The sequence below is a fragment of the Legionella geestiana genome, from assembly GCF_004571195.1.
GTDB classification, from domain to species: Bacteria; Pseudomonadota; Gammaproteobacteria; order Legionellales; family Legionellaceae; genus Legionella_B; species Legionella_B geestiana.
Genome location: NZ_CP038271.1, coordinates 1,583,636 through 1,598,392 on the forward strand (window position 1 = coordinate 1,583,636; position 14,757 = coordinate 1,598,392).

The window sequence follows — 14,757 nt, forward strand, 5'->3', positions numbered from 1 at the left end:
AATCAGACATGTTTAAAGGAATAATGCTGGCCGGTATGGCCTTTTTCATGAGCGCCACTCAGCCACTTCAGGCGGCGAGCAGCACCGAGACAATGCGGCCGGGAACGTTTTTCAATGTTTCGGCCTTTGTGGATACCTTAACCATCACCACCCTGACACCAGACTGGACCTACCCCAAAGCTGGGATTCAAATTTTGACGCCTGGCTATAAGGTCAGTCAGATGACTCCCACCAGCGCCGGTTTTTACCTTTTTTCTGTCAGTGATACGGTGCCTGCAAAAATCATCCTGACGGGTGCGCCGGGGACCGTTGATATCAAACTGTGCCTGAACGGCAGCGGAAGCGGGGTGAGCTGTGAAGTGAAAACCGTCACCCTGACGCCGCAGCGTTATGCCTACAACGCATCCGGGTTTAATAACGTTGTGTATAAATGCCGGGGAAACGTTAACGGCACACTCGATCGCTGTGAACCTTCGCCAGTCACTGGCGCACCGGACTGGACGCCGGAATCCATCACCTTCGCGACATTCGGGGCAACCGATTATGCCTATGTGGCCTCCTGGCCTGACGGCATTGTGTATCGCTGCAGCTTAACGGCTGAGCGCGCGCTCGATATCTGCACGGCGTTAACACCCGCAGGTGCTGAAGTTTATCACCATGCGTCAGGAGTCAGCTTTGCCAGTGTCAACGGTACGCGTTATGCGTATGTGGCGGACGATGTTGAGCAGGTGTTCCAGTGCGCCCTGAACATGGACGGAACTTTCAGCACCTGCCGACCGGCAACCGCTTCTGAACCACCGGTGTGGGTGCCATCGTCAACGACATTTGCAACGGTTAACGGGGTGCAGTATGCCTATGTGGCGAGTGGCAATGGCGAAATTTTCCAGTGCGGCTTGACTGGCGATGGCCTCTTTAGCCCCTGCGCGGTCACGATGCCAGGTGCTGGTGTGTCTGAATGGCTGCCAAAGTCAGTGACGTTCGCAACTTTTGGCGGCACGCAGTATGCGTATGTCGCGGATGATGGCGGTGAAGTGTTTCAGTGTCGATTAACTGCCAGCGGTCGCTTTGATACCTGTCTTGCGACACCTGTCGCCGGTACGCCGGACTGGAGTCCGCGTACGGTCAACTTTGAAACCTTTGGCGGCGTGCAGTATGCCTACGTCACCGATTTTGGTACGGCCACCGCACTGTTTGGGGATGTGTATCAGTGCACCTTAAATGCCGAGGGGCGTTTCACGAGCTGCGAGCCAACACCCGCTTTTGAGATACCGCATTGGGGGAATCTCTGGTGGACGGCGTTTCATTGATTGAAAGGGAAATTTACCATGAAGAAGTCTATAGGCTGCATGCTGTTTTTAAGCGCGTTTTCGGCAATGGCGATTACGCGCGGCATTAATTACGACCCGGCGCACAGCAAAGTGTATACGGATGCGCAGGTGAAGAATAACATTCAAACGATGAAAAATGAGATGACGAAGGATTTTCAGACGGCAAAGGCAAATGGCTTTACCGTCGTCAAAACCTTCTATTCGATAGTATCCACCGTGAATGGCCAACAAACGGCCACCATGGCGGATATTGCCTGTCCGCTTGGCATGAAGCTGCTGCTTGGGGTGTATGAGTTTGACCCGGCGGCCGATAATTGCAGCACCTGGTGTAATACCGCGAGGGCGCAACAGGTGAGTGCCGCCATTGCCAGCGTTAAAAAATACAACGTGGGCGGTAAAAAATGCATTATCGGGATTGTGGTCGGTAATGAAGACATCTACAACTGGAATTTTACAACGCCCAATACGCTGGTGCAGGGGCATATTTCAGAAGATTTAACGACCATTAAAAACGGGCTTTTAAGTAATCCGGTGCCACTGTCTACGGCTCAGCAGGATGGCGCGCTGCTGATGCTCGCGAAGTCGCCTGCATCAACGTTTGACCCCTATGGCATTATCCCAAAACTCGATTTTGTAGGGGCAAACATTTATCCCTACTGGTCACCAGAGCAACCGGCGTACCCAAGCCCTTCACAGACGCAGTTTCGTAACAGATACCTCGCTGTAAAGGCGCTTTATTCGCAGCCGGTAACGGTCACGGAAGAAGGCTGGCCGAGCCAGTATAACGCTGGCCAGAATCCGAATGCGTCTCTTGCGAATGAGAAGGCTTATTACGCCTGGTGGCTGAGTCGCGCGACGACGGATACGTTTGATTCCTATTACTTTTCGCTCTATGACAAGCAGCCGCTGAATGGTGATGCGAATAACTTTTTTGGCCTCTGTACGTATAATCGGGGCAATAAAGTATTGACCAAATGCAGTTAAAGCGTTTCCTCGAGGTGGCTTTCTGAAGAAAGCACCTCGAGGCTTAATTGGTTGGTTTTTCTGCTAAAAGGTTCACCAGATTTATCGCTAACGCAATCAGGTGCGCGAAGACGTGTGCGCCCGCGCCCTTTCTGTAGAGATGCCCCACCACAAGCGCGACCCTCACCCGATTCTTTACATTAATGCATGCCTGACAGTCCTGACTGGCGCACTTCTTTATGCCGTCATCTGTGCTAAACACCCTGATTTTTTATGTCCATCTTGTTTACAGCGAGCTCCTATAGTATCATTGATCAATAAATATACTGAGTGTAAAGGAAATGCAATTATGTCCGCTCGCCCCAGTCACGTTATTCCGGGTAATCCGCAATCTGTACGCCTTGTTGAGGGCGCTGGTGAAAAAACCTCAGATTTTGTCATCAATTTTTTTCAAAACACCCGTCAAATCCCTAATGGTATTGAATTATTTCACACAAATAATCAGCTTATCGAACTGTATCAGCTAATTCTCAGAGAGCGTCCCAACGGAGAGCTCGCGGCCACGCCTGAAATCCGAGTTGATGATGAAGTACTTCAGGCATGGTGTAAAGAAGGTGTGCTGGAGGCATCAACGTACCGTATAAACCGTATTCTTTTGCACGCACTGTGTTACCCGCAGTCAACATGGTCGCCCGTATTTCGCGAGAATTTTCACAATCTCCTGTCATTCATTGTCAATCAGCAACAACAACCACATGCCTATTATAACCCTGCCATCCGTTACTTTTTTCATTTCCCAAGGTTCATATTTCCCGGGGATGTTAAGGGGCAGAGACCGTGGACAACAGGATTTCCCGGTTACATCTGCGCGGAGCACATCGCACAGATAGCGAGTGAATTGCTGGAGTACGATGCGAGTGTAGAACTTATCTTTCAAATCATTGATGACTATAACGTAGTACCGGATGGTGCGAGTATCAGCGAACTGGCCGCCGAGGCGGTATTGCGGGGAAGATTGGATATGCTTCAGCAGCTCCTCGAGCGATACAGGGATAAGGCAGAGATAATCAACGAAACCTACTGGATGACGCTTGCAGAAGCGATGATAAGACACGCTTCAGACAGTGTGGAGCCGAAACGCCCTTCAGATGAGGTGATTCGTCACTTCTTCGATGCTCTATCGGTAGAGGATGCAAATAAAGCCGTATTCACGGCATTAAAACAACAGGACTCCGCCGGGGCGCCCTTGTTGTTTCTTGCAGCACGCTCCCCGAGGCTCCTGAATGGTTTTTTAAGCAAACTCAACAGATTACAACTGGATGAAGTGTTTGCCCTTAAGCGTAATTCTGGTGATACCATACTCCACGCAGTAGCAAAACTGGAAGCAGGGGCCATGATTGAAGCCCTGTCTGTCGTTCTACGCTATATGAAAGGGGAAGATATTTCCGCTGCCCTGGCCAGTATTAACAATATGGGCGAAAATGTTCTGCTTCTTGCGTTGCATGAACCACGATTTGTGAGTGAAATCCTGCCTTTCCTGGAGCCAGAGCAACTGGCCGGCATGGCGATGCAAAAGAATCGCATTGGTGAGAGCGTTGTAGATTCGGCGATAAATCAAAAACTCCATTTTCGCACTACAAGGAATTTAGACTCCCTTATGTGCATTCTGGATAAGATGTCTAATGAGAACGTAACTGCAATCGTGATGCAAAATCCTCTTTTGTTGCAGATTGTGATAGAGAATCCAGATTATCTGGCGCGTATTCTTACAAGGCTTCCTGAAGATGAGAGGCTGGGTGCGGTCAGGAACCTTTTAACTCAGGCTGCGAAAGAATTCCCGGATTCATTGAGGTGTATACTTCAACTGTTACCTGCGTCTGACAGGTGGAACGCTGTTTTTGAGCCATACGCAAATGGCCGAAACCTGTTGATGTCGAGCCTTGAAGCGAACTTTAATATCAGGGAGAATGCCGTTAGTGCTGTCCTTGAAAGCCTGACCGATGAACAAGTCGCATTGGCGGCGACACAGCCCAAAAACGTTACAAAAAACTTTAGCTGGTTTTCTACCGAAACGGTATTACATAATGCGGTAAATCACTCTCAATCTTTAGCACTGATTCTTGCTCGCATGAATGATAATCAGATAGCTGGTGGTGTTGCTGTAAAAGACAGTAATGGTGATACGGTGCTGCACCGTGCAGTAGACAAGCCTAAGTCTCTGCAGTTGATTCTAAGCCGCATGCCTCCTCTAACGAAAGTCGCCGCCCTGAGTGAGGAAGACAGAAGGGGCAGCAACGTGGTCCATGAGGCAGTTGCAAATGACGCATCGCTTAAGGTGATGGTTGATAACCTGAGCCCTGAGGAACTGGAAGAGTCCGTGATGGTTAGAGACCTTTTCGGTCAAACCGTACTTGATGTGGCTTTGGAGGCTGGTACCAGCTCATCTTTTACCATGACTGGCAGTAGACGAACAACGGAAGCGATAGAGCCCCTGGCAACGATTCTGAGTGGTTTGCACGAAGCTACTGTAGCAAGACTCGCGCGCGATACTGCCAATGGAGACAGCCTGCTTTACCGGGCAGTACCAGGCTGTCCACAGTCTCTGAAGCGGATGCTGTTATGTATCCCTGAGAATGAGAGACTGGATGCTGTGCGTCAGGTGGGGCGTCATGGGATCACCGTTGCCCAAAAAGCAAAAATATGTTCACAAACTGGTTCTGGCAGAGAAAAGGGCAGGAAGTATTATGAGGATATCCAAGCGATGCTGCCACCAGCGGCACAGGCAACATTGGATAACGAAATAAATGAGGTCGTCAAACCAACCCCTGAAGGCTCAAGGGAGCGCCATTATTTTGATGCGTTGCTTGCATACACTCAAAGGATAGCGGGTTACAGTAATGCCCGGCTTGCAGAGGGGGTTTTGCCAAATCCGTTTATGATTAACACAAACGCAATAAGGTTTGATAACGGATTTTTTGTGCGGGCGGATTCTCGGGCCATCAACCGAAGACTAAATTACCTGATGGCGAAGGATCTCATGCTCCAGCTGAATGCGGGTCAATCAGTCGCAGACGTGTTGGGGGGCAATAATATACAACACACGAGGCAACGTATCATCGATAACCCATCTAACCGGTTATCTGACGCGAGCCTTACCATTCGCAGCTTTGAGTTAAACCGCATTCTTTCTGAAGCAGCTGATGAAATTGCTCACCATCAAGTATCATCCCGCAACGCGTTAAACCGTTAACACTATAAAGAGCGGCGTACTGCCGCTCACTCCTGCTCGTGCACAGGTTTTGCCGGGCAGCGGTACTCGGTAACCGTGTGACCTTCTGCGTCGCGCGTCTGTAATATCACCGGAAATTTCCAGAGGGTATGGAGGTGTTTTAAGACTTCATCAGTCGTTGGCCCGAGCGGGATGCCGTTTTGCTGCGTATGGTGCAGCGTGAGTGTGCGTGAACCTTCGACATCAACCGCGTAAACCTGAATATCAGGCTCGAGGAAACCGGCATTGTACTGCCTTGAAAGGACATCCCTGAGGCGACGATAACCCTTTTCGTTGTGGATGGCACCCACCAGATAATCTGTGTTCTTTTCATCATCCACCACCTCAAACAGGCGCAAATCACGGATGACTTTGGGCGAGAGATACTGGCTGATAAAGCTTTCATCCTTAAAGTTGCGCATCGCGGTATCAAGGCTTGAGAGCCAGTCGCTGCCTGCGAGAAACGGAAACCAGGCGCGGTCTTCTTCGGTGGGGGACTGGGCCATGCGCTTGATGTCCTGCATCATGTGGTAGCCAAGGGTGTAGGGGTTGATGCCGTTGTACCATGGCGAATTATAGTCAGGCTGCATGATGACACTCGTGTGACTTTGCAGCACTTCGAGCATGAATTCATCGGTAACAAGCCCCTCATCATAGAGTGCGTGCAGGAGGGTGTAGTGCCAGAAGCACGCCCAGCCCTCGTTCATGACCTTGGTTTGACCCTGCGGGTAAAAATATTGTGCGATTTTGCGCACAATCCGCACCAGCTCGCGCTGCCAGGGCTTCAGCAGGGGAGCGTTTTTTTCAATGAAATAGAGGATGTTTTCCTGGGGTTCTTCAGGAAAACGCCGCGATTCACCCTGTTCATTTTTATGTTTGGCATGGGGGATGGTGCGCCAGAGCTCATTGACCTGAGACTCCAGATAATGCTCGCGGTTTTGCTGGCGGATGCTTTCTTCCTGCATCGAGAGCGGCTGCGGATGCTTGTAGCGGTCAACGCCGTGGCGCATCAAGGCGTGGCAGGCATCAAGGATGGATTCTACTTCATCAATGCCATAGCGTTCTTCGCATTCGCTGATATAGTGGCGTGCAAAGACCAGATAATCAATGATGGCATCGGCCGAGGTCCACATTCTAAAAAGATAATTGTTCTTGAAAAACGAATTATGGCCATAACAGGCGTGCGCGATAACGAGCGCCTGCATGGCCATCGTGTTTTCTTCCATCAGATAGGAAATGCAGGGGTTGGAGTTAATCACGAGCTCATAGGCAAGCCCCATCTGGCCACGGCGATAACTTTTTTCCACACCCACAAAATGCTTGCCGAACGACCAGTGGTGATAGCCGATTGGCATGCCGACTGCGGCATAGGCATCCATCATCTGTTCGGCCGTGATGATTTCAATCTGGTTGGGATAGGTGTCGAGCTTAAAATCGCGCGCGAGTCGTCCGATTTCGCGGTCATAGGCCTCAATCAGCTCGAATGTCCACTCAGCGCCACGGGACAGGGGTTCTTTTCTCATGCGGGCTTCCTCTGAAACAATTCCCGAAACACCGGGTAAATATCCGCGATGCTGTCAATGTTTTCCATGGCAAAATTCGGATAGCGACGCCGCACCTGCAGGTACACTTCCCAAAGGCTTTGATGGTGGCGCGGCATGATTTCGATGTAGGCATAATACTGCAGGAACGGCATGATGCGCTCGCTTAAAAGTTCCTGGCAATAGGGCGAGTCGGCGTTCCAGTTGTCGCCGTCTGAAGCCTGAGCGACATAAATATTCCAGGCGTTTGCCGGATAGCGGGTTTGAATCAGGGTATCGAGCAGCTCAAGCGCACTGGAGACTACCGTGCCGCCGGTTTCACGCGAATAGAAAAACTCTTCCTCGCTGACCTCTTTGGCGGAGGTATGATGGCGGATGAAGACCAGTTCGATTTTTTCATAGTTACGCGTCAGAAACAGATAGAGCAGTATAAAAAAGCGCTTGGCAATTTCTTTTTTGGCTTCATCCATGGAGCCTGAAACGTCCATGATGCAAAACATCACCGCCTGCGTGGAGGGCACCGGAATGCGCACGCGGTGGTTGTAACGTAAATCAATGGTGTCGATAAAGGGGACGGCCGCAATTTTGCGCCGTAAAGCCTCAATTTTATGCAGGAGCCGTTCACGCTCTTCGGTGTTTTCAGGTGAGAGGTTCTCCAGCAGCGCTTCTGCCTCATGCAGGCGTTTGCGGGCGGGGGAAGAAAGTGCCACTCGCCGTCCGGTCGCCTGTCGCATGGAGCGCAGCACGTTGATATTGTTGGGCGTACCGCTGCTTGTAAAGCCGGCGCGTACGTTTTTTTCGGTATTGATGCGGGCGAGCTCTTTTCGCACCAGCGAGGGCAGCTCGAGATCTTCAAAATACAGCTCGAGAAATTCCTCACGCGAGAGTTGAAAGACAAAATCATCCTCACCCTCGCCACTGTTGCTGGCGCTCCCAGAACCACTGCCGCCACCCCCGTGCTCCGGGCGATGAATCCTGTCCCCGGTCTCGAAATTATCGTTACCGGGCAGTACCCGTTCGATACGTCCACCCTTGCCGTGGTGAAAGTGCGGCTCGGAAATATCGCGCGCCGGGATGCTGATTTGCTCACCCTTGTCGATTTCGGTGATGCTGCGTTTGCCAACCGCCTCGGAAACCGCGCGTTTTATCTGGTTTTTATAACGGCGCAGAAAACGCTGACGGTTGACCGTGCTCTTTTTCCCGGCGTTCATGCGTCTGTCAATCAGTTGCGACATGATTCCTTCCTTAATTCCCGCGGGCCCCAACGTTTAAGGGCCTCACAGAAATTCTGCAGACTACTGAGACTTTCGAACCCGCAAATACCATTCACACAGCAGGCGCACCTGCTTGCGGGTATAGCCTTTCTCAACCATGCGCGAAATAAATTCTTCGTGTTTTTTGCGGTCGTCCTCAGAGGCCTTGGCATTAAAAGAAATAACCGGCAGCAGGTCTTCGGTATTGGTAAACATCTTTTTCTCAATGACCGATTTCAGTTTTTCATAGCTGTTCCAGACCGGGTTTTTGCCATGGTTATTGGCGCGTGCGCGCAGCACGAAATTCACCACTTCATTACGAAAATCCTTAGGATTCGAGATGCCGGCCGGTTTCTCGATTTTCTCCAGTTCCGTGTTCAGTGCGCCGCGGTCAAAAATTTCACCGGTATCCGGGTCGCGATAATCCTGGTCTTGAATCCAGAAGTCGGCATAGGTGATGTAGCGGTCAAAAATGTTCTGGCCGTATTCCGAATACGATTCAAGATAGGCCGTTTGAATTTCCTTGCCGATGAAATCCACATAGCGCGCACTCAGATGTTCTTTGACGAAGGCAAGGTATTTGTCGTGCACTTCCTGAGGAAACTGCTCCTGCTCAATCTGGCGCTCCAGTACGTATAAAAGGTGTACGGGGTTTGCGGCAATTTCGCTGTGATCAAAGTTAAAGACCTTCGAGAGAATCTTAAAGGCAAAGCGCGTGGAAATCCCGCTCATGCCCTCGTCAACGCCCGCGAAGTCGCGGTATTCCTGGTAGGATTTGGCCTTCGGGTCGGTGTCTTTAAGACTCTCGCCGTTATAGACGCGCATTTTTGAGTAGACGCTTGAATTTTGCGGCTCTTTAAGGCGGGTCAGTACGGAAAACTGCGCCAGCATGTCAAGGGTACCGGGCGCGCAAGGAGCACTTGCGAGTGAGCTGTGCTCAAGGAGCTTGCGATAGATTTTAAGCTCCTCTGAAACGCGCAGGCAATAGGGCACTTTGACGATGTTAATACGGTCGATAAAGGCTTCATTGTTTTTATTGTTACGAAACGTCTGCCACTCTGCTTCGTTTGAGTGCGCAAGAATAATACCCTCAAACGGGATGGCGGAAAGGCCTTCTGTCGCGTTGTAATTGCCTTCCTGCGTGGCGGTCAGGAGCGGGTGCAGCACTTTGATGGGGGCTTTGAACATTTCCACGAATTCAAGAAGTCCGCGGTTCGCGCGGCAAAGGCCGCCGGAGTAGCTGTAGGCATCCGCATCATCCTGCGAAAATTCTTCAAGCTTTCGGATATCGACCTTGCCGACCAGTGAGGAAATGTCCTGGTTGTTTTCATCCCCAGGCTCTGTTTTGGCAATGGCAATCTGTTTCAGACGGGAGGGGCGCAGTTTAACCACGCGAAACTGGCTGATATCACCGTTAAACTCCTGCAGCCGCTTAACCGCCCAGGGCGACATGACATAACGCAGGTGGCGCTTCGGTATGCCAAAGCGCTCAAAGAGCAGCTCGCCATCTTCTTCCGGGTCAAAGAGCGAAAGGGGCGAGTCAAAGACCGGTGAGCCCTTGATGGCGTAAAAAGGCGTTTTCTGCATCAAATCTTTTAATTTTTCCGCAAGAGAGGACTTACCGCCCCCCACAGGCCCCAGCAGGTAGAGAATCTGTTTGGTTTCCTCAAGCCCCTGAGACGCGTGCTTTAGAAAGCCCACAATCTGCTCAATCGGTTCTTCCATGCCGTAAAACTCGGAGAAGACCGGGTAGCGCGGGATAACTTTGTTGGAAAAAAGGCGCGAAAGTACCGGGTCGTGACGGGTGTCGACCATTTCCGGCTCGCCAATGGCCATCAGGAGACGCTCGGCAGGGTTGGCAAAGGCCGACGGGTCGGTGCGGCAGAGCTCGAGGTACTCATCCAGTGACATCTCTTCAGCCGCGCTGTCGGCAAAGCGTCGTGTGTAGTTGGACAGAAACTCATGCGTATTCATTTGGATAGTCCTTCCTGTTGCCCCAAATTACGCCCCGTCATCCTGGCGTTTGCACGCCAAACACGAGACACTGTCTTGTATTGAGTATACACTCAACCCGCATTGAAATGCGATTTTTACCCTGAAAAACGTGGTTAAAATCACAGGGCGAAAGCCGCATTTGATAATTGCTTTCCTGCAATGATAATGCCAGCAGTCGCCTTCTTGCCTGTTGTGCCTTCGTATTCGCTTTGCGGAATTCCTGTTTTCTTGCCATCAGGCGCGATAACTGGATTCAGTCGCTGCACCAAAGATCAACAGACCCTGCGTACCGGCAGGCTGAATCAGTTAAAGAAAATTCACTTGAATTCCATTTTAGACGAATATATATTCCATATTAGACGAAATCATAATCCATTTTGGACGAGCCTATAATCCATGTTGGACGAAATCCGGGATGCCTTCTTGAATACGAACACCACTAACTTTCCAAGGCAGCTTAAAAGTCGAATGGAAATTGCCATGCAGGATACCCCCGTAGTTTTAATTAACGGGCCTCGACAATCAGGAAAAACAACGTTAGTCAAAGAGTACTCGCCGTCCCTGCCTTACTACACATTGGATGATGACAATATCCTTAATGCAGTAAAACAAGATCCTGTGGGTTTTGTCAGTCGAATTGATAAAGCAATCATAGATGAAATTCAACGCGCTCCAGAATTACTGCGTGCGATAAAGCTTTCGGTTGATGAAAACAGGCAACCGGGGCGTTTTTTATTAACCGGCTCAGCCAATTTACTCGCATTACCTCACATTGGGGATAGCCTGGCTGGTCGAATGGAAATATTGACGCTTTTTCCACTCTCTCTGGCTGAAATTGAACGCCGGGAAAATCACTTTATAAAATATGCCATAGACCACTCCTGGCCAAATCAAACACCCCGTTCACAGCAATCAGACGTTATTTCACAAGCGCTCACTGGCGGATATCCCGAGATGTTAGCGAGACCAACTTTTGAAAGACGCAATGCCTGGGCTAAATCGTATATCAAAGCAATAGTAGAACGAGACGTAAAAGATATCTCATCAATAGAAAAATTAGTGGAAATGCCTCGATTACTGGAGGTACTGGCTCAACAATCTGGAAAATTAACCAATTTTACTCACATTGGTGCGCAATTAAACCTGGATACTAAAACGGCACAGAAGTATGTCGGTTTACTGGAAACGCTATTTTTAGTACATCGATTAAGGCCATGGCATGACAACACCTTAAGCAGAATAATTAAAACACCAAAAATTCATTTTATTGACAGTGGTCTTTTGTCCTGTCTGAACGGGGTTACTATCAAAAGTATTGAAAATGATAAATCTTCTTTTGGAGCTTTGCTGGAAACCTGGGTATACAGCGAATTACTGAAAATGTGCACACTGGAAGATGAGCCATGGAATATTTATTACTATCGTGACAAAGACCAGGTCGAAGTGGATTTTATTCTTGAAAATCATGCACGCAAGATTATTGGCATTGAGGTTAAAGCCAGCCAGACTGTTCTTAACCACGATTTCCGTGGTTTGAGAAAAGTGGCGGGATTAGCTGATAAAAAATGGGTAAGCGGTATCGTTCTCTATAGTGGAGATAAATGCCTGTCATTTGGAGATAATCTCTGGGCAATACCATTTTCATTTCTTGATTAGGGCGTGTGGATGTCAGCAGGCCCCGCCTTACCTGCGTGCAATGCCTTCGCATTCGCGTTGCGGTATTAGCGGTGTCTTGCCATAATCAGTGATAACGCGATTTCGCCGTGAGCGGCCCTGGAGCAACTGGCATGCAGACACCCACTATTTTCCGAAAAGACTATCAACCGGCAGGTATAAAGGTACATACGGTACACCTGACGGTCGACCTTTACGAAGACCTGGCGCGCGTCACCGCCCGCCTGCAGATGACGCGCCTTTGTGAAGGTGAGGTGCGCCTGCAGGGAGAGGGGCTGACACTTGAATCGGTGGCAATCGATGGCCAAAAGCTGCCAGAGACGCACTGGCGGCTTGAAGACGGTGAACTGGTGCTTCTGAACTGCCCGCAATCTTTTGCGCTTGAAACCATCGCCACCCATAATCCGCGCGAAAATACCGCGCTTTCGGGGCTTTACTGCTCAAATGACATTTTCTGCACCCAGTGTGAGGCAGAAGGCTTTCGCCGCATTACGTTCTACCCCGACCGCCCGGATGTGCTTGCGGTCTTCACGACCCGTATTACAGCTGATGCTGAACGTTATCCGCAGATGCTTTCAAACGGGAACTGCACCGGCGAGGGCACACTCGCAGATGGGCGTCACTGGGTAGAATGGCACGACCCGTTTCCCAAGCCCTCGTATCTTTTTGCCATGGTTGCCGGAAATCTCGCCTGTGTGCGTGATGAATTTGTCACCATGAGCGGGCGGCATGTGGAGTTGCGGCTTTATGTCGAGCACGGTCAGGAAGGGCTGACCGCGCACGCAATCGCGTCCTTGAAGGCTGCCATGCGCTGGGATGAAGTGCACTATGGGCGTGAATATGACCTTGATATTTTCATGATTGTTGCCGTCAGTGACTTTAACATGGGGGCGATGGAGAACAAGGGGCTTAACATCTTTAATACCAAATACATTCTTGCCTGTCCCAAAAGTGCCACTGACGCGGATTTTGCCGCGATTGAAAGTGTGGTGGCGCATGAGTATTTCCACAACTGGACCGGCAATCGCGTGACCTGTCGTGACTGGTTTCAATTAAGCCTGAAAGAAGGCTTGACAGTGTTTCGTGACCAGGAATTCTCCCGCGACCAGTATTCGCGTGATGTCTGCCGCATTCAGGATGTGCGCAATCTTAGAAACATTCAGTTTCCGGAAGACGCGGGCAGCATGAGCCACCCGGTGCGCCCGGAATCCTATGAGGAAATCAATAACTTCTATACGGCGACTGTTTATGAAAAGGGTGCTGAAGTCATCCGCATGCAGCAAACGCTGCTCGGCGCAGAGGGATTTCGCCGCGGCATGGACTTGTATTTCGAGCGCCATGACGGTCAGGCAGTGACCATTGATGATTTTGTGGCGGCAATGACGGATGCCAACGGTGTTGATTTTGAGCAGCTAAAGCGCTGGTACAGTCAGGCGGGAACACCGGTTGTCAATGCGCATACGCATTTTGCCGATGGCACGCTCACGCTTACGTTGAGCCAGCACTGCGCTCCAACGGCGGATGGCTCTCCGAAAGCCCCCTTTCATATTCCTGTCTCTATGGCGCTTTTTGACGCCAGCGGCAATATTTTGCCGGGCAGCGAGCAGGTTTTGTCGCTCAGGGAGGCTGAGGCGTCTTTTAGTTTTAAAGGGCTTGCCGCTGAGCCAACCCTCTCGCTGCTGCGTGGCTTTTCAGCACCTGTGCGCCTTGAGCGCGACACACCAGAGTCCACTTATCTGGCGCTCCTTCGCCATGAAACAGATGGCTTTGCAAAGTGGGATGCGGCGCGCCAGCTGATGCTCGATGACATTGCGCGCCTCATGGCGGGCGGTCGCGGGGTCTCTGTGCATCTCGTCGAAGCGCTGCGCGAGGTGCTGACCCGCCATGACCTTGATGAGGCGCTGCGGGCCGAAATTCTCTCCATGCCAGGCTTTGAAGAAGTGGCGGCGCGGGTTGGCAGGGCATCACCGCTTGACGTTGAGGCGGCACGCGATGCCTGGCGGGCAGCACTTGGCGAAGCCCTGCAACGGGAGCTCCTTGAGCTTTATCAAACGCTGCGGGCAAAGGAAGACCATGGCATGCACAATGAGGCGTTTCGACGCCGGGCGTTACGTAACGCATGCCTCTGGTATCTGATGAAAGCCGATATCAGTGGCGCTGAAATGCTGTGCCTGTCGCAGTTTGCCAGCAGCCAGACCATGACTGACCAGGTGGGTGCTTTCTCGCTGCTCGCCAATTCGCGGTCTGCGCATGTGCGCGAGCCTGTTATCAATGCGTTCTGGCAGCAGTGGTCGCATAACAGTCTCGTCGTTGATAAATGGTTCAGCATTCAGGCAGCATCAGAGTGTGTGGATGCGCCCAAACGTGTACGCGAACTGCTTTTGCATCCGGCGTTTTCATGGACCAATCCGAATAAAGTGCGCGCGGTCATTGGCGCATTCTGCCAGGCAAATATCCGCCATTTTCACGCAAAAGACGGCAGTGGTTATGCGTTTCTTGCGGAGCAGTTGTTAAAAGTGGATGCCATTAACCCGCAGGTCGCCGCCCGCCTTGCCACACCGCTGACCCGAAGTGCGCAGCTTGACGCCGAGAGTCATGCACGCATGCGCCAGGTGGTGGAAGAGCTTGCCAGACAGCCGCTTTCACGGGATTTAGGCGAGGTCATACATAAGACGCTGGCGGCAGAAAAAACCTGGAACAAATAATGCATTCTCCTGAGCAAACTGCTGGAGGAT

The 14,757-nt window shown here is 51.0% G+C and carries 9 protein-coding genes; 5 read left to right on the forward strand and 4 right to left on the reverse strand.

The features are described 5' to 3' along the window. Nucleotides 1–8: 8 nt before the first annotated feature. The 3 genes from E4T54_RS06945 to E4T54_RS06955 all read left to right on the forward strand — a co-directional run bounded on the left by E4T54_RS06945 (nucleotide 9) and on the right by E4T54_RS06955 (nucleotide 5,541). Entirely contained in the window at nucleotides 9–1,307 is a 1,299-nt protein-coding gene (locus E4T54_RS06945; RefSeq protein ID WP_028387316.1) for a hypothetical protein, read from the forward strand. 18 nt (nucleotides 1,308–1,325) lie between these two features. Continuing rightward, the gene (locus tag E4T54_RS06950) at nucleotides 1,326–2,312 is read left to right on the forward strand and encodes a glycoside hydrolase family 17 protein (RefSeq protein WP_028387315.1); all 987 of its coding nucleotides are present in this window, start codon (nucleotides 1,326–1,328) and stop codon (nucleotides 2,310–2,312) included. A gap of 328 nt (nucleotides 2,313–2,640) precedes the next feature. After that, on the forward strand, nucleotides 2,641–5,541 hold the full coding sequence (locus E4T54_RS06955; protein ID WP_028387314.1) for an ankyrin repeat domain-containing protein: 2,901 nt from the start codon (nucleotides 2,641–2,643) through the stop codon (nucleotides 5,539–5,541). Nucleotides 5,542–5,567: 26 nt separating this feature from the next. Here E4T54_RS06955 and E4T54_RS06960 read toward each other — a convergent pair whose 3' ends face one another. The 4 genes from E4T54_RS06960 to E4T54_RS12015 form a co-directional block, all read right to left on the reverse strand. After that, the gene (locus E4T54_RS06960) at nucleotides 5,568–7,082 is read right to left on the reverse strand and encodes a SpoVR family protein (RefSeq protein WP_028387313.1); all 1,515 of its coding nucleotides are present in this window, start codon (nucleotides 7,080–7,082) and stop codon (nucleotides 5,568–5,570) included. Beyond that, nucleotides 7,079–8,335 (reverse strand): YeaH/YhbH family protein, encoded by a 1,257-nt coding sequence (locus tag E4T54_RS06965; protein WP_028387312.1) that lies wholly within the window; start codon nucleotides 8,333–8,335, stop codon nucleotides 7,079–7,081. Before E4T54_RS06965 ends, E4T54_RS06960 begins: the two co-directional genes overlap by 4 nt. Nucleotides 8,336–8,395: 60 nt before the next feature. Continuing rightward, nucleotides 8,396–10,327: a PrkA family serine protein kinase gene (locus tag E4T54_RS06970; RefSeq protein ID WP_028387311.1), complete on the reverse strand. Its 1,932-nt coding sequence runs from the start codon at nucleotides 10,325–10,327 to the stop codon at nucleotides 8,396–8,398. A 140-nt stretch (nucleotides 10,328–10,467) separates the two neighbouring features. Beyond that, nucleotides 10,468–10,614, reverse strand: a complete 147-nt coding sequence (locus E4T54_RS12015; protein WP_155832470.1) for a hypothetical protein — start codon at nucleotides 10,612–10,614, stop codon at nucleotides 10,468–10,470. Nucleotides 10,615–10,771: 157 nt separating this feature from the next. Here E4T54_RS12015 and E4T54_RS06975 point away from each other — a divergent pair, with 157 nt between their 5' ends. Beyond that, entirely contained in the window at nucleotides 10,772–12,004 is a 1,233-nt protein-coding gene (locus E4T54_RS06975) for an ATP-binding protein (protein ID WP_028387309.1), read from the forward strand. Nucleotides 12,005–12,135: 131 nt separating this feature from the next. Next, nucleotides 12,136–14,727, forward strand: coding sequence for an aminopeptidase N (pepN, locus tag E4T54_RS06980; protein ID WP_028387308.1), 2,592 nt, complete (start codon nucleotides 12,136–12,138; stop codon nucleotides 14,725–14,727). Nucleotides 14,728–14,757: the final 30 nt, after the last annotated feature.

Bases quoted from the DNA above. Each gene is read 5' to 3' on its own strand.
- E4T54_RS06945 (WP_028387316.1), top strand. From the start codon at position 9: ATGTTTAAAGGAATAATGCTGGCCGGTATGGCCTTTTTCATGAGCGCC.
- E4T54_RS06950 (WP_028387315.1), top strand. From the start codon at position 1,326: ATGAAGAAGTCTATAGGCTGCATGCTGTTTTTAAGCGCGTTTTCGGCA.
- E4T54_RS06955 (WP_028387314.1), top strand. From the start codon at position 2,641: ATGTCCGCTCGCCCCAGTCACGTTATTCCGGGTAATCCGCAATCTGTA.
- E4T54_RS06960 (WP_028387313.1), bottom strand. From the start codon at position 7,082: ATGAGAAAAGAACCCCTGTCCCGTGGCGCTGAGTGGACATTCGAGCTG.
- E4T54_RS06965 (WP_028387312.1), bottom strand. From the start codon at position 8,335: ATGTCGCAACTGATTGACAGACGCATGAACGCCGGGAAAAAGAGCACG.
- E4T54_RS06970 (WP_028387311.1), bottom strand. From the start codon at position 10,327: ATGAATACGCATGAGTTTCTGTCCAACTACACACGACGCTTTGCCGAC.
- pepN (WP_028387308.1), top strand. From the start codon at position 12,136: ATGCAGACACCCACTATTTTCCGAAAAGACTATCAACCGGCAGGTATA.